General features: G+C 51.1%; 16 protein-coding genes and 1 pseudogene. 13 read left to right on the forward strand and 4 right to left on the reverse strand.

Annotation, left to right across the window (positions count from 1 at the left end; translation table 11 throughout):
• Positions 1–813 precede the first annotated feature (813 nt).
• From DFQ00_RS24175 to DFQ00_RS29990, 8 genes and pseudogenes are all read left to right on the forward strand, one after another.
• Positions 814–2,115: an ABC transporter substrate-binding protein gene (locus DFQ00_RS24175; protein ID WP_110899034.1), complete on the forward strand. Its 1,302-nt coding sequence runs from the start codon at positions 814–816 to the stop codon at positions 2,113–2,115.
• Positions 2,116–2,391: 276 nt separating this feature from the next.
• Positions 2,392–2,985, forward strand: a complete 594-nt coding sequence (locus DFQ00_RS24180; protein WP_244213987.1) for a TetR/AcrR family transcriptional regulator — start codon at positions 2,392–2,394, stop codon at positions 2,983–2,985.
• 127 nt (positions 2,986–3,112) lie between these two features.
• The gene (locus DFQ00_RS24185) at positions 3,113–5,062 is read left to right on the forward strand and encodes an alpha/beta fold hydrolase (RefSeq protein ID WP_110899036.1); all 1,950 of its coding nucleotides are present in this window, start codon (positions 3,113–3,115) and stop codon (positions 5,060–5,062) included.
• 465 nt (positions 5,063–5,527) lie between these two features.
• Positions 5,528–5,965 (forward strand): chemotaxis protein CheW, encoded by a 438-nt coding sequence (locus DFQ00_RS24190; RefSeq protein WP_167433825.1) that lies wholly within the window; start codon positions 5,528–5,530, stop codon positions 5,963–5,965.
• Positions 5,966–6,172: 207 nt separating this feature from the next.
• Entirely contained in the window at positions 6,173–9,475 is a 3,303-nt protein-coding gene (locus tag DFQ00_RS24195) for a DEAD/DEAH box helicase (protein WP_110899038.1), read from the forward strand.
• A 107-nt stretch (positions 9,476–9,582) separates the two neighbouring features.
• Positions 9,583–10,389: a hypothetical protein gene (locus DFQ00_RS24200; protein WP_110899039.1), complete on the forward strand. Its 807-nt coding sequence runs from the start codon at positions 9,583–9,585 to the stop codon at positions 10,387–10,389.
• A gap of 351 nt (positions 10,390–10,740) precedes the next feature.
• Positions 10,741–11,715, forward strand: a complete 975-nt coding sequence (locus tag DFQ00_RS24210; protein ID WP_110899041.1) for a M15 family metallopeptidase — start codon at positions 10,741–10,743, stop codon at positions 11,713–11,715.
• 141 nt (positions 11,716–11,856) lie between these two features.
• Positions 11,857–11,961: pseudogene (locus DFQ00_RS29990) on the forward strand (RidA family protein); the annotation flags it as partial.
• Between the two features lie 141 nt (positions 11,962–12,102).
• Here DFQ00_RS29990 and DFQ00_RS24220 read toward each other — a convergent pair.
• On the reverse strand, positions 12,103–13,182 hold the full coding sequence (locus DFQ00_RS24220) for a copper amine oxidase N-terminal domain-containing protein (protein ID WP_167433826.1): 1,080 nt from the start codon (positions 13,180–13,182) through the stop codon (positions 12,103–12,105).
• Positions 13,183–13,431: 249 nt separating this feature from the next.
• Between DFQ00_RS24220 and DFQ00_RS24225 the strand changes: the two genes are divergently transcribed.
• Together DFQ00_RS24225 and DFQ00_RS24230 are read left to right on the forward strand one after the other, a co-directional pair.
• Positions 13,432–13,908, forward strand: coding sequence for a GNAT family N-acetyltransferase (locus DFQ00_RS24225; protein ID WP_110899043.1), 477 nt, complete (start codon positions 13,432–13,434; stop codon positions 13,906–13,908).
• A gap of 38 nt (positions 13,909–13,946) precedes the next feature.
• Positions 13,947–15,032, forward strand: coding sequence for a Gfo/Idh/MocA family protein (locus DFQ00_RS24230; protein WP_110899044.1), 1,086 nt, complete (start codon positions 13,947–13,949; stop codon positions 15,030–15,032).
• On the opposite strand, the gene feaR is transcribed toward DFQ00_RS24230, so the two are convergent.
• Positions 14,971–15,984 (reverse strand): transcriptional regulator FeaR, encoded by a 1,014-nt coding sequence (gene feaR / locus DFQ00_RS24235; RefSeq protein WP_110899045.1) that lies wholly within the window; start codon positions 15,982–15,984, stop codon positions 14,971–14,973. The two genes, DFQ00_RS24230 and feaR, sit on opposite strands and share 62 nt — an antisense overlap.
• 301 nt (positions 15,985–16,285) lie before the next feature.
• On the opposite strand from feaR, the gene DFQ00_RS24240 reads away from it, so the two are divergent.
• Positions 16,286–17,281: a carbon-nitrogen hydrolase family protein gene (locus DFQ00_RS24240; RefSeq protein WP_110899046.1), complete on the forward strand. Its 996-nt coding sequence runs from the start codon at positions 16,286–16,288 to the stop codon at positions 17,279–17,281.
• A gap of 167 nt (positions 17,282–17,448) precedes the next feature.
• Here the strand turns inward: DFQ00_RS24240 and DFQ00_RS24245 are convergent, their stop codons facing one another.
• Together DFQ00_RS24245 and DFQ00_RS24250 are read right to left on the reverse strand one after the other, a co-directional pair.
• Positions 17,449–17,817 carry a hypothetical protein gene (locus tag DFQ00_RS24245; protein WP_110899047.1) on the reverse strand — a complete coding sequence of 123 codons (369 nt, stop codon included), beginning with the start codon at positions 17,815–17,817 and terminating at the stop codon, positions 17,449–17,451.
• A gap of 244 nt (positions 17,818–18,061) precedes the next feature.
• Complete coding sequence (locus DFQ00_RS24250) at positions 18,062–20,806, reverse strand: UvrD-helicase domain-containing protein (RefSeq protein ID WP_244213988.1); 2,745 nt, start codon at positions 20,804–20,806, stop codon at positions 18,062–18,064.
• Between the two features lie 367 nt (positions 20,807–21,173).
• On the opposite strand from DFQ00_RS24250, the gene DFQ00_RS24255 reads away from it, so the two are divergent.
• On the forward strand, positions 21,174–21,995 hold the full coding sequence (locus DFQ00_RS24255; protein ID WP_110899048.1) for a zinc ribbon domain-containing protein: 822 nt from the start codon (positions 21,174–21,176) through the stop codon (positions 21,993–21,995).
• A 60-nt stretch (positions 21,996–22,055) separates the two neighbouring features.
• Complete coding sequence (locus DFQ00_RS24260; RefSeq protein WP_110899049.1) at positions 22,056–22,850, forward strand: TrmB family transcriptional regulator; 795 nt, start codon at positions 22,056–22,058, stop codon at positions 22,848–22,850.
• The last annotated feature ends 1,073 nt before the right edge of the window (positions 22,851–23,923 follow it).

Genomic DNA, 23,923 nt, shown 5'->3' on the forward strand with positions numbered 1-23,923 from the left:
GCTGGTCGCTCCGGCTTTATGTGCGCTTTCGGTCGCTGTTGCTCCTCGGGGGCCTGAATGTATGAAAGCAAGGAAGCCCCCGAGTATCAAAGGCGAACGCTCCGCTCCTCCAGCGCATCATAAAGCCTCCGCTCCGTGCCTCGCACGAAGGTGGCAAAGGGCGTATCTGCCCGCAGGGCTTGGGCAGATACCGCCAGAGCAGAGCGGGGAAGGACCAAAGCAAGGGATAAACAGAATGAGGTTCGTAAAAGGTGAAACACAAGGGCTGGTCGCTCCGGCTTTATGTGCGCTTTCGGTCGCTGTTGCTCCTCGGGGGCCTGAATGTACTAGAACAAGGAAGCCCCTGAGTATCAAAGGCGAACGCTCCGCTCCTCCAGCGCATCATAAAGCCTCCGCTCCGTGCCTCGCACGAAGGTGGCAAAGGGCGTATCTGCCCGCAGGGCTTGGGCAGATACCGCCAGAGCAGAGCGGGGAAGGACCAAAGCAAGGGATAAACAGAATGAGGTTCGTAAAAGGTGAAACACAAGGGCTGGTCGCTCCGGCTTTATGTGCGCTTCTGGTCGCTGTTGCTCCTCAGGGGCCTGAATGTATGAAAGCAAGGAAGCCCCCGAGTATCAAAGAGCAATGGATTTAATCTGAGATCAGCTACGCATGCACACGTTGTGTGAATGTGCTAGTTCATCTATATAGTAAGAAAAAGAAGATGAGCGTAAGAAATGGGTCATGTTAAGTCAAGGCGGATGAAAAGCAAGAGAGGAAGAAAGAGCATACAGGCGGTTATACTGAAACTAAGAGACAGGGGAGAGTGTATCTATGAAAAGAATGACAAAGTTAACGCTGCTAATGTTAATTGCTTTTTCAGTGATGCTTGCAGGGTGCGGGAATGGTGACAAGAGCGGTAGTCCAGTAAATACAGATGCTCAGAATGGCGGCGGTGGAAATGCGGCTGGCACCAAAACGATAAAAATTTTCCAATACAAAGTTGAAATTGCAGAAGCGCTAAACCGTCTTAAAGCTGAGTATGAGTCTTCCCATCCAGGCATCAAGCTGGATATTCAGACAGTAGGGGGAGGAAGTGATTACGGTGCTGCACTCAAGGCCAAATTTGCCGCAGGCGAACAGCCGGACATTTTTAACGTGGGTGGATACCGTGAACTGGATACCTGGCTTGAATATCTGGAAGACCTGTCTAACGAGCCTTGGGTCAAGGATGTGCTGGAAGTTGCCAAAGAGCCGATGACCAAGGATGGCAAGCTTTATGGACAGCCGCTCGCGCTGGAAGGGTACGGATTTATTTATAACAAGGATTTGTTTGCCAAAGCGGGCATTACCGAAATCCCGACAACACTGGAGCAGCTGGATCAAGCAGCGAAGAAGCTGCAGGACGCAGGCATTACACCCTTCTCCAACGGTTATCAGGAGTGGTGGGTACTGGGCAATCACAACGTCAATGTAGCATTTGCCAATCAGGCTGACCCGGTTAAATTCATTCAAGGGCTGAATGAAGGTACAGAGAAGATTCCAGGCAACCCGGTGTTTAACGAATGGTTGAATCTGCTGGACCTGACGCTGAAATACAGCAACAAAAATCCGCTCACGACGGACTACAACACACAGGTAACGTTGTTTGCCAGTGGTGATGCGGCGATGATGCAGCAGGGGAACTGGACACAGGTACAGATTGACGGCATCAACCCGGACTTGAACCTGGGCATTCTGCCAATGCCGATCACGAACGAACCCAATGACAAGCTGTTTGTAGGCGTACCAAGCAACTGGGTTGTGAACAAAAACTCCCAAGTGAAAACCGAGGCCAAAGCGTTTCTGGAATGGCTTGTCACATCCGACATTGGTAAGCAGTATATGACGAAGGAATTCAAGTTTATCCCGGCATTCAGTTCGATTCAGGCTTCCGAGGAAGAGCTGGGTGACTTGGCGACAGATATTATGAAGTACAGTCAGGCAAACAAAACGTTGAGCTGGAACTTTAGCCGTTTCCCAGAAGGGGTTCCACAAGAGTTCGGTAGCACAATTCAAGCGTATGTAGCAGGGAAGTCCGACAAAAAGGCGTTGCTTGATGGCCTGCAGCAGAACTGGGATAGTTTGAAAAAATAAAAACATATGTATATGTGAAGTCAGTTGCATCTTTTGCAGCTGGCTTCTTTGCTTCCCTGAAAGTGTGGATAACTTCATGTCTTACAAATTATAAAATATAATTTTACATCAGCTTCATACTATATGTGGATATCCTGTGTGTATATCATCTAAATGTGGACAACTGCTCAGGGAATATGTGTTTATCAACGAATGTGCTTGCATTTGTTAAAATAGTACTATATAGTTCTATTTATGAATAACAACAACGATATATCGAATCAAAATCAATCTAAAATGTCCAAACCGAGAGGCTCTAGTCCGGTGAACCGAACCAAAGCGGTTGAAGTGGCGGCGCAGCTTTTTCTAAGGCAAGGTTATGCTTATGTCAGCATGGATGAGGTAGTGCGAGTCAGTGGCGTTTCCAAATCCAACATCTATTATCATTTTAAAAACAAGGAGGAACTGCTTCAGGCAGTGGTTCAGTTCTGGATTGCCCAATACGAATCACAGCTGTATCTGCTGCTCAGCCAGCGTGAACGGGGCGTGGAGGAACGAATGAACTCCTTCCTGGCCATGCTCTCGGCAGGCATAGAAAGTCGAAACTTTGAAGGGACCTGTCCGTTTGTTACCCTTTACATGCATGCACCCGATCATGCCTCCCATGCGAAGGAAAGCATCTCGAACTTTTTCCGGGAGCTTATACCTATGGTGGAGAAGCTGCTCCAGCAAGGGGTGGAACGCGGAGAATTCCGCAAGGGTATTGAGCCGGGAGCGGCAGCTGCTCTGTTCGTTGCTGCACTTGAAGGTTCGCTGATTCTAGCCGGAACTTCTCGTAATCTGGATATTATTGAACAGTCGGCACAAACGTTTTGTCAGATGCTTCGCTAAGCGAGGCTCTTTTTTTGAGTCTTATTAGTACTAAATAGTACTAATAAGATGATGTTATATGAGGCTAATACGAGATAAAGATGGAATTAAAACTAAAAATAGATTAAATAGTGTGGAGGTTTAATAGATGAATCAAACAGCGTTGGCACAAACCGTTCTGCTGATGACAGGCAGCACAGGTTTTATTGGAAGGGAAACCGTCAAACAACTTGTGGAGAAGACAGATGTACATATGCTGCTGCTGGTTCGCTCCGCGGAGCGGGCCAGAATCGTACTGGAGAGCTACGGAGTGAGCAGCTTTGAACAAATTACGTTTATCGTAGGCGATTTATCTTTGGCAGGTTTGGGGCTTGTTCAAACGGATCGTGAACGCATCAGGAAGGCGAATGTCATACTTCATGCAGGCGGCACAATGGATATTACACTGGGACGAGAGACAGCGAACAAAATATTTATGCATGGGGCGAGAGAATTAGCGCAGTTAGCACAGGATATCCAGGATAACGGAGGATTGCGGCATTTTATTCATGTCGTAGGTTATATGAGTCCTTATGGGCAGGAAGGCGAGCAACAAGAACAGACGAAGGTGAAACATGCAGACAGCCAGGAGAGCGCGTATGAAGAGATGAAATTTCAAGCGGATGGGTTTATTCGAACACATGCGCAGACCTATGGCTACCCTTTATCTGTCGTAAATCCCAGTACAGTGGTTGGACCCCGTCCGACGGGGGAGACGGAGCAGACAGGAGGCATTGGATTGCTGATTGGCGCTGTGCAGAGAGGTTTCATGCCGGTTGTACCTGGTGGTTCCTCTTACTGGCTGCCACTCGTCGAGAATGATGTGGTGGCAGAGACACTGGTGTTTTTGACGCAGGATGAGGCTCCTCTTGGGGGGACTTATCCGCTGTTGGCGCGTAAAGAGGATAGTCCGAACATGAAGGATATGCTGAATCTGATCACGAAGCAGCTGGATGTGCCCAGACCAGCGGGAGTATTACCGCTATCTTGGATTCAACGCCTTATGAAGCTTGGGGGAAGTCGCATCAGTGGTATTCCCGCACAGTCACTGGCTTTTATTACAGACAGGAGATTTCCGGTACAAGAGACAGAGGTGCTGTTGAAGCGAATGGGGAGCAGCTGGCCCGATATTCGGGAGCAGCTCCCGTTCATTATTGCGGATCTGGACTACCGGCTTCTGCCCAAGCACGAAATGAAGGCTTATCCAGAACGTTATACTCGTTCACGATTAGGCAATCTGGCAAGGTTAGGCTGGGAAGGTGAGGGGGAGCCGTGGGTGATTGTTCATGGTTTGCTCCAAAGTGCCGATGACTTGCTTCCCTTGGGATCACGGCTGAGGGAACTTACGGGCAATCCTGTCTGGCTTGTTGATCTCGCAGGGTTTGGTCGCTCACCTGTTCATCAGGAACAAGATGCATTTAACGGCCAGGTGAATGCACTTGTGCATGCTTTGGTAGAAATGCCGGTTCCCATCAAACTTGTTGGTCATTCTGTAGGTGCCGCTGTCGCAGCAGCAGCATTGAAGCGGAGCGGGCGCACCGATATTCGTCTCGCCTTGCTCCAGCCTGCTGCGGACAATGGGAGAGATGCACGTTTAAAACACATGCTTCGCCTGCCGCGTCGTGTGGGGCGCGCGTTGCTTCGCTCCAGATCTCAGCAAAGTTGGGCACGAATGTTCCGTGAGGGTAGCAGCAAATCAGGTGATAATGACGAGAGCATGGTGACAGGAACAGCCCAGAGGGTACATTCCTATCTTCGCTCACCTCGCATAGCGGGCGCACATCTGGATCTGCTGAGGTGGATTCACTTGGGGCACACCAAGGAGACGGGCAGCTTTTGGGAGAAATACGGAAGCTTTCAGGGAATGGATGATGAACAGGATCAATTGGTTGTTTGGGCTGACAAGGATAAGGAATATCAATTTCCAACTGCATTACACAGCGGCTACAAGAAGATAGATGTGCCGCTCGGGCACTATTTTCCAGTATTCCAGTTTGAACAGACAGCAGAAATCCTCGTTGGTTGGGCTGATGGCACACATGTGAATAATATTAGCTAGGAAGCCTGTGATCCAGTACTGTAATTGAAAGGCTTTCCACAATATGTCCACAGTAGAGGATGAGCAGACGAAAAAAGACAAAGTTTACGTTAGATTTACAAACAAATACACAACATGTCCACATTAAATCTGCGAATATCCACATAAAACAACGTGAATATCCACAGGTTGTGTGCAATATGTGCACAACTTATCCACAAAACTGGTATAACTCACTCTTTTCATCTGTGAAAAGCAAAATCAAAGCAGGATTTGGCGAGTTGTCCACAGAAAATAGAATGTGTTGTATCGTACTCGGCAGCAAGAAATGAAAACGGATCATGAACGCGATTCTTGTTGTGTAAAGTCTAAACATTTACACCAAATTTGCCGATACAACATGTAACGACTAATCGTCTCATGACGACAGCCAAAAGGATATTGAAGATTCTGATTTTACGGAATGAGAGGGTATGGGGGACAATTATGAATGAAGATGAAGTAATGCAATATATTAATTTCTCGGTCGGAGAACAGATTTTTGCACTTCGTATTGATCAGGTACATGAAATTATCAGAATGGTAGAGGTTACAACGGTTCCTTTTGGCAGTCCCGAGATCAGAGGATTTGCTTCATTGTACGGTAAGGTGGTTTCAGTCGTGAGTCTTCGTGTGCTGCTGGGCATGCCGGAGCAGGAGGATACGTCATCTACACGAATTATCGTTGTTCCTTACAAGAACGGGTTTGTACCTTTGGTTGTGGATATGGTGGATTCGGTTGTGACGTATGATCGCTTCGAGGAGCCTGCTGAGGAGCATCGACGTTTTATGATCGGTGTTTTCGATAAAATCGGCTTCTGTGCAGATCATCGCGCGGGTATATTGAACCTGGATGTGCTGCTGGGCAGTCTGGTCAGATCTTAATCATGGATAAAATATAACGGCGGCTTTGCTGCTCTATTCTTTATCTTAATAATGAAATGCTCCTCATCCGTTTTCTGGATCAGGGGCATTTTTTTATGTAGCAAAACAGGAGCATCCGCATTTTTTAAGTGTAAAGGTTTTTAAATCCGTTCATTTTCGTATATGATGGAGAGTAACAATGCGAAGGGATGACGGGAGACTGTAATGATGCAATCGCTGTATGGAGTATGGCTTGGAGACGTATTTTTTTGTTTTTCCGGTGAGACATCGGAACCGCGTGTAGATGCTTGGAGCCACGTGGTGAGAAGGCTGCAATTTGGCGACGAGGGTCGTCTGTTTCAGCCTGCCGCACTGCGTCTTGCAGAGCTGCGCTGGCCGAATCCGCTTCGGAATGCGGCAGAAACCAAAAATACGAAACGGCGGCAGTTGCTTGGTCGCACTCTGGAAGGGCTTGCAGTTTCCCCGAAGGATGCCTTCAGGCTACTGCTGCAGTGGGACGATCAGATGTTACATGCGGCCGGAATTCAAGCGGGGGAAGAGATGCGCTATTGGGTCAAGGCGGCACAGTTCACTCAGGAACTGCTGCTCCGCGGAGCGATTGCTCCTGCGGCTGCGTTTGCGGCCAAGACCGGTGCAAGACGCAGAACCGGGCAAGAGACTTTGACAGGTGTATGGAGGCCAAGACTGCAGCTCGAAGAGGATCAGGAGCGTTTTAGAAGTCTTGCAGAATCCATGCCGCCAATCGCATTATCTGCTCCGGGAGCGTATGCCTCCACAGAGCCGGAGACACGCGAGGAAGCGGCTGGGGTGGTATTGTTTTCATTTATGAGCGGAATCATTCATGCAGTGGTGACAAGTGAGCTGGAGGGCATGGATAGCGTGTTGTCTCGTTATCGGACATCGTTCCGGCGCGGCTCCTCACCTGTGTCGGAGCTTTGGTGGAACAGCCTGATCTCGATGTTTCGTCCAGTCACCGTGCAGGGACCGACCGAGGAAATGGCCGACTTCGTGGATACACTTCATGAAGCAGGGGGCACGATGATGCCTGCATTTGGTATTGAAGAGACACCGCCCGCGTCAGGCACATTCAAGCTGGTATTGCGTCTGGAGCCGCCGCTAGGGGAACAGGATTCTACCTGGGGTATTAGCTTCTGGGTGGATAGTGATCAGGAGTCTGGACTGAGATTGCCTGCTCGAAGCATATGGGCGCACCCGGAGCGTGATCTGGACCGGGGCAAGGTGCTCTATGTTTCCGCCGCCGAGCAGCTGCTGATGGCCATCGGTCAAGCGTCGGAGCTGGCCCCGGAACTGGAGACTGCTTTACTGCATGCCCGTCCTGAAGAAATACAGCTGGAGCAGCAGAGCTTTTTTGAATTTCTGACACATGCAGTTCCCAGGTTGCAGAAGGCGGGCATCACGGTGCTGATGCCGTCAAGATGGAGCCGTGCGGGTAAACGTCGTGCCGGTCTGCGCTTGCAGATGAGCAATGGTGCCCCGGAGCGTCAGCCGGGTGCTGGTTCTGCGCTAGGTATGGAGCAGCTCGTTGCTTTTACCGCCGAGCCCATGCTGGATGGCAAACCGATTACGGCCGAGGAATTGGCTGCACTGGCTGAATCGACGGTTCCTTATGTGATGTTTCGCGGGGAATGGATTGAGGTAGACACAAAAGAGATTCGCCAAGTGCTGCGTTATATGAGAAAAGAAGAGGAGCAATACATGCCGCTTTCCGAGTGGCTTCATCTGGCCGCAGATGAAGGAGAAGATTCTATTTGGAAAGGTATGTCCGTTTTCGGAGCGGAATCCGAAGGCATGCTCGCTTTTCTATTGGATGGGCAAGTGCTCCGCAGCATTCAGCCGAGATCTGTGCCAGCGGAGCTACACGGTGAACTGCGCCCTTATCAGGAACGCGGCTTTCAATGGTTATCCGCTATGGGCGAGCTGGGATTTGGTGTGTGTCTCGCCGACGATATGGGTCTTGGGAAGACGATTCAGGTTATTACCTGCCTGCTGGATCGCATGCAGGAGGATCGGCAGGCTGCACTTATGGAAGCGCAAGAGGTGCAAGGATTAGAAGAGGCTGCTGCTGATCAGGCAACAGCTCGGGCATGGATAGCTGAAAGAGCTGGCGGTGTAGTGTCTGAACTGCACACATTGTCCAAATCCGGCGATTCCCATGCTTCTCTCAAGGCGGGTGCATCACATAACTCTGCCGTTATTCCAGAGGAGCAATGGCCTGCGCTGATTGTTTGCCCTACGTCGCTGCTTGGGAACTGGCAGCGGGAGCTGAAGCGCTTTGCGCCAAACCTGTCCCTGTACATTCATCACGGTGGACAGCGGCTGCACGGGGATACATTTCAGGAAGAAGCCCGGAAGCATGACGTCGTGCTCACCACGTATCATCTGGCTGGTCGTGACGGTCCCGATCTGGCTTCGCTGCACTGGTCAACGGTGGTGCTTGATGAGGCACAGTACATTAAAAACTATCGCACAAAGCAGGCGCAGAGTGTGATGCGGCTGTCTACCTCTCATCGTATTGCGATGACAGGAACGCCGGTAGAGAACCGGCTAAGTGAGCTGTGGTCCATTTTCCAATTTCTCAATCCGGGATATCTTGGCACATCATCATCATTTCGTCAGCGTTATACAGGCTTGGGCCCGTCGGAAGAAAGTGCGGCCTCACTGCGTGAGCTGCATCGTCTGGTGTCACCGTTTATGCTGCGAAGGCTGAAGAGTGACCCGGATATCCGCAAGGATCTGCCGGAGAAGCTGGAGCTGAAATCCTATTGCTCGCTCACGCCGGAGCAGGCCATACTGTACCAGCGTGTAGTAGATGAACTGATGGGTGGTCTGGATGGCCGAAATGGCATTGCACGCAAGGGCATCGTGTTATCCTCTCTCACCAAGCTGAAGCAGATCTGTGATCATCCTGTACTGGCGGACAGCACACGGAAGGATCATGGCAAGACGGAAGCATCTGGCAAGATGGAGCGGCTGCTGGAGCTACTGGATGCAATTCGGGACAATGGAGAATCTGCGCTCGTATTTACTCAGTATGTGTCGATGGGTGAGCTGCTCGTTTCCAGACTGGCCCGGCGTTATGAGGAGGAGCCTTATTTCCTGCATGGTGGGGTGTCCAAGGCGCAGCGGGATGAGATGGTAGAGACGTTCCAGAAGGGTGAAGGCCCGTCGATGTTTGTACTGTCCCTGCGTGCTGGCGGGGTTGGCCTGAATCTCACACGAGCAAGTCATGTCATACACTATGACCGCTGGTGGAATCCGGCGGTGGAGAACCAGGCAACGGATCGTGTATTCCGCATCGGACAGAATCGTAACGTACAGGTACACAAGCTCATCTGCCAGGGCACGTTAGAGGAACGAATTGATGAATTGATCGAGAGCAAGAAGGCCCTCTCCGAGCAGGTTGTTGGATCAGGGGAGAACTGGTTGACCGAGATGTCGGATGACGAGCTGCGTAGCCTGATCTCTTTGCAGGGGGAAACGTGGCTGTAGCAGGTGGCGTAGCCTGAGATCGTCTAAGGTGTAATGTGCAGACAGAGGTTTATCCATTAGATCGTAACCAAGGAAAGCTCGGATGAGCAACAGAGAGGGGCATGATGATGAGCCATAATTGGAAAATAAAGCTGCATATGTCCCCCGGGGGATGGACAGTAGAGGTAGATACATCCACGGAACCGGGCGCATCTGCACCCGAAGCCGCCGATGTGTTCCAGACCGGAACCGCCCACTCCGGCGTGTTCACGGTCACAGGCTCGCTGCCGCAGCTCGGCGAGGCGCAGCGCGAGGCCGTGCTCGCGCAGCTGCGCAAGCGCCCGCTGGCGCTGTACGCCCTGCTGCGCGGCGGCCCGGCGCCAGCGGAGCTTGCCGGGCTGCTGCCCGCGCCCGCTGGCGCGCAGGGCGCCGACGTGCCCAGCGCTGCTGCGCCCGCGGCGTGCACCTGCGGCCGTGCGGGCTGCGCGCATGCCGCAGCGGCGGAGCGCGCCGTTGCCGCGCGCCTCGCCGCCGAGCCGCTGCTGCAGCTGGCGCACGCCGGCCTGCCGCGCGAAGCGCTGCTCGCCGGCGTGCTGGGATCGTGGGCTGCGGAGCTTGCCCATGATCCCAGCGGCGCAGGCCGCGCCGCGGAGACGGCGGGCCGCCCGCAGGCGCGGGCTGGCGAAGGCGGCGCAGCCATCGGCGAGTGGATCGCCGAGGCCGCCGCGGACGGCGCCATGCACCAGCCCGGGCCGGGCTTCGGCGCCGTGCAGGTGCAGCTCGCGCCGCCGGGCAAGCCGCCTGCGCTGCCCGAGCTGACCGCGCTGCTGCCGGGAGTGCCTGCAGCGGCGGGTCTGGATCTGATCCGCGAGCGCGTGGCAGCGCGGATGTGGTCGGCTGTCCAGAAGCGCAAGGACAGCCCGGCCGCCAAATAAATGCAGTGTACCAATACAGCGGGGGTGATCTCAGATCGCCCCTGCTTGTTTGGGTTCACTGCAAGGAAAGATCTATGTAGCCAAGCAGGGCGTGCCCTACGCGAGCTGCCCGGAGGTTCTTTTTCCAAACGGCGAAGTGAAGGCATGTATGTTTGTGCTGAAAATGAAAGAAAACCAACCTACAGGCTGTATTCAGGGAATACGCTTGGGCAGAGTCCGGGAGATGACTGTCTTTGCTGGTGGAGGTTTGTACGCAATTAAGGTATACTGTCGCAGTGAACATTGTCGCCATTGGTGCGAAAAAGAAATAGCAGTTATCCGTTTTAATACTACGTTGATGGGAGTTTTACGATGAAATCAGGAACAGGAAGACAGCGCCGGATTGTGGTTCTGCTGTCCTCACTTATGATATGTGGAGCTTTGCTGGCTGCGTGCCAGAACGGCTCCGGCTCAAACGATAATGCAAACGCGAATGCAGCCTCCGGCACGGAGCAGGGAGCCGACGGCACCACCGTGCATTTAACCGACGAATCTGACTCGGATGGCAAGGGTGGAGCGGAAGGAGAGCAGACATCCAAGCCGGGCAGTAATGAAGGTGCAGACCAAGGCTCGGACGCTGCATCCGCTGGAGAGGAAAAGGGCTCCTCGAGCAATGGAAATGGGGCGACGTCAGAAGACCCGCTACAGGAGAAACGCAGCGTGAGTGCGCTGCAAACCACTGTGGACTCTCAGTCCGTTGTGACGAACGCGCAGGCAATGACGGTCATCGTCAACAAGCAGCGCAGTCTGCCGGAGGGATATGAGCCGAGTGATCTGGTTGAGCCTGACGTACCGTTCTCCTTCGAGGGACCGCATGAGAAGCGGCATATGCGCAAGGAAGCGGCTGAAGCGCTGGAGAAGCTGTTTGCCGGTGCCAAGGCAGACGGGATTGAGCTTCGTGCCGTGTCCGGTTATCGGTCCTACAAGCGTCAGGTCGCCATCTACAACAACAATGTCAAAACCAAAGGAGAAGAATATGCTTCTCGCGTAAGTGCCGTTCCGGGACGTAGCGAGCATCAGACAGGGCTGGCAATAGATGTATCCAGTCCAAGTGTGGGCAATGTGCTGGAAGAGGTGTTTGGCTCGTCCAAGGAAGGCAAATGGCTGGATGAGCACGCGGCCGAGTATGGGTTTGTTATCCGTTACCCGAAAGGCCAGGAGAGCAAGACGGGATACGTATATGAGCCTTGGCATATCCGCTATGTTGGCACAGATATTGCACCCGATGTCGTGAAGAGTGGTTTGACGCTGGAAGACTACTTTGACGAGGCTAATATTAAACTGTAATAGACGTGTCTCAATACACTCATATCCCCTGAACACTCGACCATACTCAAGGTAAAAGTGAGCTGTTCAGGGGATGTTTGAGTTTAATCATATTTAACGGAAAATTTAGTTTTGCAATGCAGGAGGGTGTTGTAGCTGGTTTTCGGAGAAATTCAACCCGTGGCTACCATGGTCGAAGTGAGCGCGCTCATTGATCCCTTGCTTATGGTCGAGATTGAGGCTGAGGCCACTATTGATACGGAATGATAGAGACATGTCTTTGAATATGAGTAATAATCTATAGGCCTAAAAACGAACAAAAGACCTTACCCGCCTTGTCCGATGACAGGAGAGTAAGGTTTTTGTATTTCATACAACAATCGCTTGCCCTGCGCTGGTTATATTGTCTTACTCTGCTTTAGGCTGAAGTGAATCGCCCGGAAGCTCTACAACCACTCTCCATGCAGTTCCAATGGGTGGAAGACTACGAGTCAGTGTAGGACTATAAAAGCCCATAACTTTGGCGCCTTTGGTCAACTGCTCGGATTTTACCGCCTGGCCCTTCTGATCCATCAGCAACGTGTCTTTGTTGATGTTCAATACGACATGGTCAGGAGCAGTTTCAGCTAAGCGTGTACCGATAATCTCAATCTGGGACACTACACCGTCTTTAATATTTACATTTTCAACCGTACCTGCCGTACCAAAAAGCTCTTTGGGCTGTGCTGCTAGTTCAGCGGCCTTATCCAGCACCGTTACTTTATACGTCGGCGTTTGCGGTGGCAGGCTACGCGTGGTCATCAGGGAATGCTCCGCCTCTACCACCATGCCGATAGACAGATCGGCCAGTGTAAGCTCTTTTCCCTCTGCAGAGAGCAATTGACTGTCCTTGCTCAGATTCAGCACGATTCCATCCAGACCAGCACCGCCAATCTGAATAGATGGGTACTTCTCCTGGTTGGAGATACGAGTAATTACACCGCGCTCGGTAACCGTCTTCACTTGCTCCTCGCTCGTAATATTCACCTGATTCCCGTTTGTAGTCAATTGTGCGTGTAGTACTTTCTCTGCAAAAGCAGCAGGCACGTACAGCGTTCCGTCTTTGATCTCGGGAGCTGCACCAAGCGTGAGCAGCATTTTATTCACAGAATAACGATCCTTGCCTGTAAAAACCTGAGTCCACAGTGCGTCACGAGTCAGCTCTGCTGACTTGTCCTCTTTGTGCCATTTCAGCTCGATTCCGAGAGCCTCGGTCAAGGCGCGAAGCGGAATCATGGCCGTGTTATGGCTCTCGCTCCAGTATCCGTTTGCGACCGTTGCTCCATTAATGGACACTTGAACCGCTCCAGACGTGCTACTGTCAGTAGAAACGATAGTTTGCTTCACAGACTGAGCTGTGTGATCCATTGATGCAGCATAAGCGGCTCCGCCACTTAGCGCCATGGAGAGGGCCATCAGGGTGCTGACTTTTTTCATGTTGTTTTTCATTATGTTCATCCCTTCTCATCTGCGTTGTGTCGCGGTAAACTCTTATACAGAGGTCCGCATCTCATCATTATTGACGTGAACCATTGTCTTAGTGTTGCAGTTGATTTACGAAATGGAACAAGGATATCGGTTTGATATTTGAAATGAATGCGTATGGAACGGGTTATCGGCAGTGGGAACAGGTTAATTTCATGATGTGTGGACATAGTTGCAAGATCGTATTTCAGACGTAGGGGAGGAAACGAAGCAATGAGTGATATGTTGGTTGCGCTCTATCGTTTACCGGAGCAGAATAGCGGACTGGAGAAGCTGAAGGCAAGTTCCATTGTCATTCGCAGAGCGATTGCGCCGGAGAAGCAGCAGGTGCTGGACTGGGTGAGATCCCATTTTAGCCAGCCCTGGGTGGATGAATGTGATGTTGCTTTTGCACGTCAGCCCGTGACTTGTTATATTGCGCTCGAGCATGGGAAAATGATCGGCTTTGCCTGTTATGAAGCAACCTGCCGCAATTTCTTTGGCCCGACAGGAGTTAGTCCGGGTGCCAGGGGGAAGGGGGTGGGCACTGCTTTGCTATTGGCCTGTATGCATGCAATGAGAGCGGATGGATACGGCTACGCCATTATCGGCTCGGCCGGGCCGGTGGACTTCTACAAACGAACGCTGGGAGCGGTGGAGATTGAAAATTCAACACCAGGTATCTATGAAGGCATGCTGCGGGCAGAATAAGTGTGAACAATCTTTTGGAAAAGGAAGGGATGACAAAGATGAGCAACAGACAAATGCTGCATATCGGTATGATCGGTACAGGCTCCATCTCGGATCTTCATATGAGGTGTTATGCCAAAAATGAGGATGCGGTCATCTATGCCATCTGTGATCTGAATGAAGAGAGAGCTAAGGCAGCTGCGAAGAAATATGATGCCCAGTCCGTGTACACCAACTATCGCGAGATGCTGGAAGACCCGCATGTGGATGCCGTCAGTATCTGCACATGGAATAACACCCATGCGGAATTTGCTATTGCTGCACTGGAGGCAGGCAAGCATGTGCTGCTGGAAAAGCCGGTCGCTACCAATGTAGAGGACGCATTGCGTATTGAGGAAGCTGTGAAGAAGAGCGGCCGCACGTTTGTTGTCGGCTTTGTGCGCCGTTACGATAACAATATGCAGATGCTGCGCAGATTTATTGATGCAGGGGAGTTTGGCGAGCTGTATTACGCAAAAGCGTCCATTCTGCGGCGACTGGGGAATCCGGGCGGCTGGTTCGCAGACAAAGCCCGTTCCGGCGGCGGCCCGTTAATTGATCTGGGTGTACATATCATTGACCAATGCTGGTATCTGATGGGCAGACCGAAGCCTGTGTCCGTCAGCGGCAATACGTATCGAAAGCTCGGCAATCGTGCGAATATTGATCATCTTTCATTTTATAAAGCGGCCGATTACAGCGCAGCCATCAACAATGTGGAAGACATGGCGAATGCCCTGATTCGTTTTGAGAATGGGGCATCACTGGCGGTGGATGTGAGCTTCACCCTGCATGCCCGAGAGGATGAGTCCTTTGTTAAGCTGTATGGAGAACGCGGGGGATTTGAACTGGAGCCCAGAACGCTGATTGTTACGGAGAAGCATGACACGATCATGAACATTGAACCTCAAACAGACCATACGGGCCTGGACATTCACGGTGCATTCCAGAATCAGATCGACCACTTTGTAGAATGCTGCCTGAATGGCACACCTCCAATCAGCCCGATTGCAGATGGTGTGGCCTCTACCCGTATGCTGTGTGCTATTTACGAATCTGCGGAGAGCGGGAGAGAAGTCCGCTTGGATGATCAAGTGATTCGGTAGAAGAAAGGATATATCTATAATCGGTTGGGCTGACCTGATATTTTTTCTTGAAAATGCGACTGAAATGAGCGGCGTTGTTAAACCCCCATTTAAAAGCGATATCCATCACACTGAGATGAGCCTGTTTAACATCTCTCATATCCCTGCAGCATTGTTCCAAACGTAGATCGCGAATATAGGCAGCGACCGACAATCCCTCCGTTTGGAACAGTTTGTGCAGGTAACGGGTTGAAATTCCTTGTGCTGACGCAATGAGCTCTGGAGTAAGCTCCGGATTCATTAAAGAAGCTGATATGAAGGAATAGGCCCTCGTTAAATGTATGTTTTTAGTGGAGTGTAGTTCATTAAGCTCTATACCTGATATCGTTCCCAGAGAGGTTGCAAGTAAGTCCATAGCGCTTTCGGCCATTCGTGTTTCGGTTAAAGTATCAAAGTAGGGATAAGCGACATGGATGGTTCGTAACAAAGCGGATACCATGGAGTGCACGGGCTGGCCGCTCCCCGCTATACGTATGGCGGTCATTTGCTCAGCTTGTTTGTATCGTGATAATAATGCAGAACGAGGGAACTGGAATACGACCTGCTGAAAGGGTTGGCCGAATTGTAGTACATAGGGTCTCGTGCTGTCGTATAAAACGAAGTCTCCTGGCAGAATGTTTGCTGTGCGTTGATCCTGCTCGATATATCCTTTCCCGGCAGTCTGCAGGCTTAAGAGAAAAAAGTCTTCGGAAGCTTTGCTGATCTGTTGCCGGGTTCGGGAAACACATTGAGGGTCTGAGGATACGGCAGATATACTGATGTTCTCCATCGTTCCAACTTCCATCCTGCCGTTGAATGGCTTGTTCGTAAGAGGGGTAGCCTCCAATTGTACAAAAACATCACATATACTCTCACGCCAATATGCAAAACCTTCTTTTTCGGGAACCTGCTCCGTAGATAATATCGTTTGCATAGCTCAGCACCTCCTCGGTTAGAAGACTCATAGATAAAGCAAATTATACTCAACGTGTAGAAGGAGTCAATACAATACATTACATATGGAGTAACATATTGACGTAAATCAAGCATTTATTCAATGCATATCGTTTGTATTCATGTTTAAATGTTAGGTTTCATTCCGTTTTATGAATAAAATTATTTTGTTTCAGTGCACAAATAAGCAATAATTCATTCTCTTATGGAACATAAAATGACATTTGAATGATGTACAATTCGTTTAACAAATAAATGAATTTACATTGGAGGGATTCAACTTGTCAAATTATCCTAAATATCGAGTTGCTGCTGTTCAGGCGTCACCTGTCATGCTGGATTTGGATGCTACAGTGGAGAAGACATGCCGACTTGTAGATGAAGCAGCAGCTAATGGTGCCAAAGTGATTGCTTTTCCAGAAGCGTTTATTCCGGGATATCCATGGTGGATATGGATGGGAAATGCTGATTATGGTATGAAATATTATATAGATCTATATAAAAATGCTGTGGAGATTCCGGGTCCAGCTGTGCAAAAGCTCAGTGCGGCAGCCAAAAGGAATGAAGTGTATTTCTGTGTTTCGGTTACGGAGAAGGATGGGGCGTCACTTTACCTCACTCAATTATGGTTCAATCCAGCCGGGGCTTTGATTGGAAAGCATCGCAAGCTAAAGGCCACGAGTGCTGAGAAGACCATCTGGGGTGATGGAGATGGAAGCATGATGCCTGTATTCAAAACAGAATACGGTAATCTGGGTGGACTGCAATGCTGGGAGCACATGTTGCCACTCAATGTTGCTGCCATGAGCTCGATGAATGAACAAGTGCATGTAGCATCCTGGCCAATCGGCCTGCCGAATAAAGCTCATCTGTTTGCGGTAGAGCAATGCGTCATTGCAACCAAATATTATGCACTTACGAATCAGGTATTCTGTTTACTATCATCGCAAATATGGACTCAGGAGCAGCAGGATCGGATCTGTGAGACGGAAGAACAGAGGAATGTGATGAAGGTTGGTCACGGGTTTTCCAAAATCATTGCCCCTAACGGGTTAGAGATTGGTAATCAGCTTGCTCATGATGAGGAAGGCATTACCTACGCTGACATTGATCTGGAGCAGATCATTCCGGGCAAATACCTTATTGATCCAGCGGGACATTACTCCACTCCGGGATTTCTCTCTCTATCTTTTGACCGAGCAGAGCATAAGCCTGTAAAGCATTTGGGCACTGTAAGACAGACTGTTTTGACCTACGATGAACTGCAAGCAGAGTGAGGATGTAGAGAGGGAGCCGTTTAGAACGGGGCCTTTATGAACAGAAGGCTATGCTACACAGCTCCTTATTATTGTAAAAATGATGTAGATATGCTTGCTTATTGTGAGTAAAAAAAAGCATGCGTTGTCCGCTTGTGGTGCGGTGATGCATGCTTTTTGGTGCAATTTCATTTATTCATAGGTGAAGCCTCGTATCCGGGGTCATCGTAATCTGTATCCTGTAGCTTAGGCAGTACGTTCATCCCCTCTATCGCTTGTCTGGTCTCGGGGGTGCCATGATCATAAAGGAAGGTATACAGCATCGTCACACCGTTGGTAAAATGCGCATTCCCCTCATCATGATCTGCCGATTTGTAAGGTAAGGGTGCTCGTTGTAAAGCGTAGTCGTCGCCATCCTCCAGCACTTTCATTAAATCCTGCAGCGTGGCTAACTGTCCATCATCCACAAGCACTTCAAACGGTGTAGATTCGTTCCTCGTCTGCTCAATAAGGTTATGAGTTACCGATACATACAGATGCTGTTTATCGTCCTGCATCATCCAACCCCCATTTCATTATTGAAAAAGTCGTTAACACAGTTCATTAAAAAAAGATTCTTCCACTGATAATTGAAAATAAAATCTGTTACGTTACACTGTTGAATTGGAAAAAAGACGCTTCTACTGTTAATAAACAGCAGCAAGCGCCCTGAAACGATCTATGAAGCCGATCTGAGGCTGATGAATGTCTTCCCATTTTTAGGAGCGCCGGTAAACCGTCTAGTGAATACTTTACTTTAATTTACTTTCCGAACCGATTGGTGACGGGAACCTCCCGAGTGCCAGCAATCATCGTTCCTGAGCATAATGGACAGGCGGGCGGGCCCGAGGTAGTCTTCTTCGATACTTTACCAGAAGGCATCGCTGGCTTTTGTCTTAGCCATGCTTTGCACGAAGCAGAGCTGCATTTCCAGACAGCCACGGTTTCGGTTCGCTCAGCTCTGCTTACACCTGCCGCGGCAGCGTGTGAGGCGGAACGTGATGGGCTTGAGGTTGAGGTGGCTTGGGCAGCCCTTGGATGAAGCCCTGGTGTACTAAAAGCTTTATGATCTCGAATGATTCCACTGCCGCGCTGCTCACTCAGGCGATCCTCATCCCGCTCGTCCAGCATCTCCATTTCCCGCTGATCCTTATGGTTTATGGCGCTGCGCTGCCGATCATGCTGTACATGCGAGGCTCGTTGACCTGTGCCACCCTGAATGGGTGGGCGCTGCATCAACGCATTGGCTGGCTGTGAATCGGCAGTGTAATGTGTCCCTGCTTTCTTCTTATGTTCACGCGTGCCTTCATATCTGTTTCCGTTCCCGGTGCGGCTGTAATTGTCCCGTCCGCCGTAGCTGCGACTTCCATGATCTCTATAGGATGCCTGATTGTTGCCTTGTCCTTCTTCCCGTATCTTGCGTTTATCCGGTACCTCCATGCCAAAAGCTTCAAGCAGGAAACGCGAGACATCCGCAGGCTTGCCATGATGACTTGCTGGCGAGGTCACATACAGATGCCGCTTGGCCCGAGTGATAGCAACATAAGCAAGCCTGCGTTCCTCCTCCAGAGCCATATCCAGTTCAGCATCTGTCTGCTGTACAGAGAGCGCCGCTTTCTGATCTTCGGGGATATCCTGGCGCAGAGCCGTGCTGTGAGGCACGATGCCTTCGCTGGCTCCAATCCAGTAGACGCAGGGGAACTCCAGCCCCTTGGCCCGGTGAATCGTCATGAGCTGCACTGCATCACTGTCCTGCGAGCGGCGCAGTGATTCCATCTCGCGATGTCTGCGGGACAGCTCATCGGCAAATTGCACAAATTCCTCTACCGTTTCGAACTTTTTGACCGCCGCTTCGAATTCATCCAGCGTTTCCAGCATCGTTTCCTTATAATGCGTGAAAATAGTCGGGTCGCCGCTCTCCATATATTTATCATAGAACTGGCGGCGCATCTCCTGAATCGCGACAATGGGCTTCAGCTTGTGCAAGGATTTGATCAGCTTGATACGTTCCTTGACCTGCTCCTGTTGGAAGGGCTTCAGCTTGTCCCACTTGCTCAGATGAATCAGCGGATATTTCTTGGGCTGCTCCTGCTCACAGCGCTGAATCCACTCCAGCCCCGCATCCCGGGATACATACAGCGGCCCAAGAGCACTAGGGAGGGCATCCATGGCCCGGGGATTCAACGACAGCCGCATATGGTCCATCAGCGGTTTAATCAGGGATTGATCATAGAAGACGGGTGAGGCCCCATGCTGTACAAAAGGCACATCCTTCAGCACCAGTTGTTCAAATACCGCCCGGCTGCTGCTGGCAGTACGGTGCAAAATCGCCATGTCGCGATAGGTATACAGCCCGTCCTCGACCTGCTGGCAGATCTGATTGACCACCCAGGCGGCTTCTTCCTCGGCGTTGGCCGGAGTAGCGAACCGTGGTGCATCTCCGCGCTGTCCTGCCGCTCGCAGACGCTTGTCACGTCTGCGTTTGTTGTGTGCAACCAGCTCACTGCCGAGACCCAGAATACGCGCATCACTGCGGTAATTAATATCCAGCGTCACGATGCGTGCGCCAGGGTATACTTTATCGAATTCGAGAATTGATTCCTGCCGTGCGCCGTTAAACGTATAGATCGTCTGGTCGTCGTCACCAACTACCATCAGATTGCGATGGGCCGCAGCGAGCAGTTGTACAATCTCGTATTGCAGCCGATTGGTATCCTGAAATTCATCAACCATTATATATTGAAAACGCCGCTGAAGCGGCTTTAACACCGCGGGATCACGAAGCAGCGCAGCCGCGCGCAGCAGGATATCATCAAAATCCATTTTGCCGCGATCCTGCTTCCAGGTCTCGTATCCGAGCAGCACCTTTTTCGCATCCCGTTCCTCCTGGGATTGCTCGGGCAAGTCCGCCGTGTCCGAGCCCTGCATCTTCCACGCGGACAGCATGGCCAGCAGGCTTTCCGGCTGAAACGCCTCACTCATGCCATGCTGGCGCAGCAGCATTTTCAGCACCGTGTGCTGTGCGCGCGGTTCGCCAAAAATATCCTCCTGCACGCCATAGTGGCGCAGCAGGGTCAGCGCAAACGAGTGGAAGGTGCGAGCCTGCACCGCCCTGGCGGAGGCAGGCCGTATGCCGGGCAAGGCGGCTATGCGGTCCTTCATCTCGGCAGCAGCCTTGTTGGTGAAGGTGACGAGCAGAATGCTGCCAGCGTGCACACCGCTAACCTCCATGAGATAGCCTGCTCTTGCCGCGAGCACGGTTGTTTTGCCGCAGCCTGCACCCGCGAGGGTGAGTATAGGTCCTCTGCCGTGGCGAACGGCGGAGATTTGCGGACCGTTCAGCTTGATGCCTGCTTCTTCAAGCGAACGAAAATAATAGGCATCCTGCTGATCATCACCTACAAGCTGTCGGCTCGTCTCCAGCGGTGCAGATGGAGATTGGGGCAGCGAGGCAGCCGGGGTCACCCCGAGTGGACGGGGGTAAAACGTTGAGTTCGGACTTAACATAGTTCATCCACCTCTATATGCATTCAGGGATAGGACTATCCCGTTTCAAAAGTAAACCATTTGCCCTTTTCACAATCGCATTGTAAATTGGTAAGATAGAGTTAACAGGCAATCAAGCATGATCCAACTGGTATAACTCCATTCGATGGGGCCAAAGTTCCATTATACCGAACGTATGGTCTTGACGAAAGCCCCTGTTTCTATCCAAAATCCGCATCCGATGGGGGAACTGCTCAAGTTTTCGCAACTTTTTGGCTTCATATCGTATAAGTAATATATCCAAGCTGTTCACATCCGGAGAATGGCTGATCGACGATGAATGAAAAATGAAATGAGATTGTTTTGACGGGACAGAGGAGGAATGATTATGAACCTGCTTCAGCGAATCAGAAACGGAGCAAACAAAGCAACAGAGCGTGCACAGCACGCGGTTGAGATCGGCAAGATAAACAATCAGATTGTGGGCTTACAACAGGAACAGGAAGTCCATTTTACCGATATGGGACGTATCTTCTACGAAGGTTATCGCGCTCAGGATATGACACGGGCCGAGAAAGAGATGGTGGATCTGTCTCAGCTGTGTGACGAGCTGCAGGATGAGATTGATGGACTGAGGGGCAAGATTGCCGAGTTGAAGAATGAACGGCTGTGCGAGTGCGGACACGTTGCCTCGCTGGATGCCAACTTCTGTCCGAAGTGTGGGCGCAAGCTGGGTGAACTCAAGCCTGGTGCAGCTACAACTACATCGGGAACAGCAGGAGCTTCGGCAGCTGCCAAAACGGCAAGAAATGAGGCCGCTGCCGCCCAAAATTCGGCTGTGGACCAGTCTATATTCACTGGACCCGCTGTAGATGAGCATGAAGAGGATGAGCCGTACCATACGGTAATTCCGTCCATTGCCGATCTGGAGACCGAGCCGGGGTTCAACAGCACCGAGTTCACACTGGAAGAGAAGGAAGCGTTCGATGCGGAATGGGAGCGTCGCAGGGAAGAGGAAATGCAGCGTGAACGTGAGCGCCAGCAGGAGCTGGATGAGCGCATTCGTTACTGGAAAGAGAACAATCCGATTGTTAACACAGTGGATGTGCAGACCGAAGTGCCGCGTGAAATGGTGAAATGTCAGATTTGTGCGTCCGAATTGCCCAAAGGCTCGAAGTGGTGCCCGCGCTGCGGAGCCGAGCAGATTTGATGCAGTAGGAGCGCTGCCACTCGGCAGCGCTGGTTGCTGACAGCATGGGGGGACGGAAATATGGACCAACTGCTGCATCATTTGCGTCATCTCGGATTCACCGAGATGGAATCTAAAATTATGGTAGAGCTGGCTCGTCAGGGATCAGGCTCGGGGTATGAGGTGGCCAAACGGCTGGGCGTCTCACGCTCGAATGTATATGCAACCTTACAGCGGCTGGAGCAACGGGGATTTCTCAGGTGCAGCCCCGGTGAGCCTGCGAAGTACAGTATGCTGAAGCCTGAAGAGATGACACGTATGATCTCGGATCAGATGCACTCTTCTCTGGCGTATGTGGAGAGAAGCATGCCAAAGAGCGAGCCGGAGAAGCCTGTATTTTACAATATTGAAGGCGACAAAAATGTGTTTGAGAACCTGGGTCGTGAGCTTGCCGCAGCAAAGCATGAGATTGTAGTGGACGTCTGGCGGGAGGAGGCCGAGCTGCTTCGTGAAGACATGCAGCGTGCGGAAGCTCGGGGCGTGCGCCTGTTGTGGTCCTGTGAAGGCGGGGAAGGCGCGCTGGACCAGCCCATGCCTCTTCCGGGTCTGCCGATAAGTGGCACGGGCCGCAAGTTCTCGCTGGTCGTGGATCGCCGCTGGTGCATGCTTGGCATGCGCGGAAATTCCTGCCCGACTCAGGCGGTGGTGACAGAGCACCCGGTGATGACCGGATTGCTGCTGAGCCATTTTGCACAAGATCTGGTGCTTTATGAACTGGAGCAGGACATGGGTAGAGAGCTGGAAAATCGTTACGGGCGGCGGTATGCAGATATTGCCGCACGATACTGGTCCTCCTTTTCACCAGAGGAACAATAACGGATGTAAAAGGACGAGGCACGAGCGGTGGTTTCGCTGTGGCTTCGTCCTTTTGTGTTTTTATTGCCGGTGGCACCTGACCGCAAGCTGCGACCTGCTCAACAACAACTTTCAAGCATCTTCCACCCGATGCACATACGATACCCTCAACATGAAGCACTCTGCCCAACGCCCTCCATACCGCATTCTTCCGCGCATGCTCTCCATAATGTACACTCCGCACTATGCTGCGAATGTTCTTTCACAGTAATCAGTCTTTACTCTATTCCGCAGGTTCCGGCCGAGTACCGCTATAGGTGTTCAGTTTCTGTAGCACCAGCGGTATTTTTTGCTCCGAGTGCAGCTCCGAGCCAGCACGCGTTGCCCTGCGTTATGACAAGGGGGAGGTTGCTGGCTGTCGATTGTGAGTTGTAAAAAGATCATCTGGCTTAGCGGTTGGTGCATAAGTTCGAACCTGTTTTGAGCGCTAACGATCACCACAAGCCTTATTTCGCGGAAATTTGCCCCTTCTGAAATCTAACGATCCTCAGGAACGCTATTTCGTGAAAATCAGTCTTTTCAACACCAATCTACCCATTTATACCCAAATAACGTCTCTGGTGACCGTTAGATTTTGCCACACCCCAAAATGGGGCAAATAGCGTTTTGTGTGATCGTTAGAATATTTGTAAGCCTGAACATACACCTCAACCAGCTCTACTCGTCCTCCAATCTTCCCACCACAAGGAATGTGCAAAATACACCCTGTATATCATGCTCATGACAGCATGCCCTCTTGTTGTATACCTGCTAAAGCGCCATGCTGTTCTATGTTCTATGTTCTATGTTCTATGTTCTATGTTCTATGTTCTATGTTCTATGTTCTATGTTCTATGTTCCTGCGCTACGTTGTTGCTTGGTTCCTTCCGTCATCAGGTTCTTCCAATTCCACAGTTATGCCATCATAAGGATAGCTGTTCAGTGCATCGCATATCGTTTATCGTGTGCGGTAAAACAAGATGCTGTGACGTTTATCACAGCATCGGTTTGCCGCCCGGTGAATAGTAGAGGTATGAATTGATGCTATTTTTGAG

The sequence above is a fragment of the Paenibacillus barcinonensis genome (genome assembly GCF_003217495.1).
In the GTDB taxonomy this organism is placed as follows: Bacteria; Bacillota; Bacilli; order Paenibacillales; family Paenibacillaceae; genus Paenibacillus; species Paenibacillus barcinonensis.

Excerpts from the sequence above, each read along its gene's own strand:
- DFQ00_RS24175 (WP_110899034.1), top strand. The coding sequence starts at position 814 with ATGAAAAGAATGACAAAGTTAACGCTGCTAATGTTAATTGCTTTTTCA.
- DFQ00_RS24180 (WP_244213987.1), top strand. The coding sequence starts at position 2,392 with ATGTCCAAACCGAGAGGCTCTAGTCCGGTGAACCGAACCAAAGCGGTT.
- DFQ00_RS24185 (WP_110899036.1), top strand. The coding sequence starts at position 3,113 with ATGAATCAAACAGCGTTGGCACAAACCGTTCTGCTGATGACAGGCAGC.
- DFQ00_RS24190 (WP_167433825.1), top strand. The coding sequence starts at position 5,528 with ATGAATGAAGATGAAGTAATGCAATATATTAATTTCTCGGTCGGAGAA.
- DFQ00_RS24195 (WP_110899038.1), top strand. The coding sequence starts at position 6,173 with ATGCAATCGCTGTATGGAGTATGGCTTGGAGACGTATTTTTTTGTTTT.
- DFQ00_RS24200 (WP_110899039.1), top strand. The coding sequence starts at position 9,583 with ATGAGCCATAATTGGAAAATAAAGCTGCATATGTCCCCCGGGGGATGG.
- DFQ00_RS24210 (WP_110899041.1), top strand. The coding sequence starts at position 10,741 with ATGAAATCAGGAACAGGAAGACAGCGCCGGATTGTGGTTCTGCTGTCC.
- DFQ00_RS24220 (WP_167433826.1), bottom strand. The coding sequence starts at position 13,182 with ATGAAAAACAACATGAAAAAAGTCAGCACCCTGATGGCCCTCTCCATG.
- DFQ00_RS24225 (WP_110899043.1), top strand. The coding sequence starts at position 13,432 with ATGAGTGATATGTTGGTTGCGCTCTATCGTTTACCGGAGCAGAATAGC.
- DFQ00_RS24230 (WP_110899044.1), top strand. The coding sequence starts at position 13,947 with ATGAGCAACAGACAAATGCTGCATATCGGTATGATCGGTACAGGCTCC.
- feaR (WP_110899045.1), bottom strand. The coding sequence starts at position 15,984 with ATGCAAACGATATTATCTACGGAGCAGGTTCCCGAAAAAGAAGGTTTT.
- DFQ00_RS24245 (WP_110899047.1), bottom strand. The coding sequence starts at position 17,817 with ATGCAGGACGATAAACAGCATCTGTATGTATCGGTAACTCATAACCTT.
- DFQ00_RS24250 (WP_244213988.1), bottom strand. The coding sequence starts at position 20,806 with ATGTTAAGTCCGAACTCAACGTTTTACCCCCGTCCACTCGGGGTGACC.
- DFQ00_RS24255 (WP_110899048.1), top strand. The coding sequence starts at position 21,174 with ATGAACCTGCTTCAGCGAATCAGAAACGGAGCAAACAAAGCAACAGAG.
- DFQ00_RS24260 (WP_110899049.1), top strand. The coding sequence starts at position 22,056 with ATGGACCAACTGCTGCATCATTTGCGTCATCTCGGATTCACCGAGATG.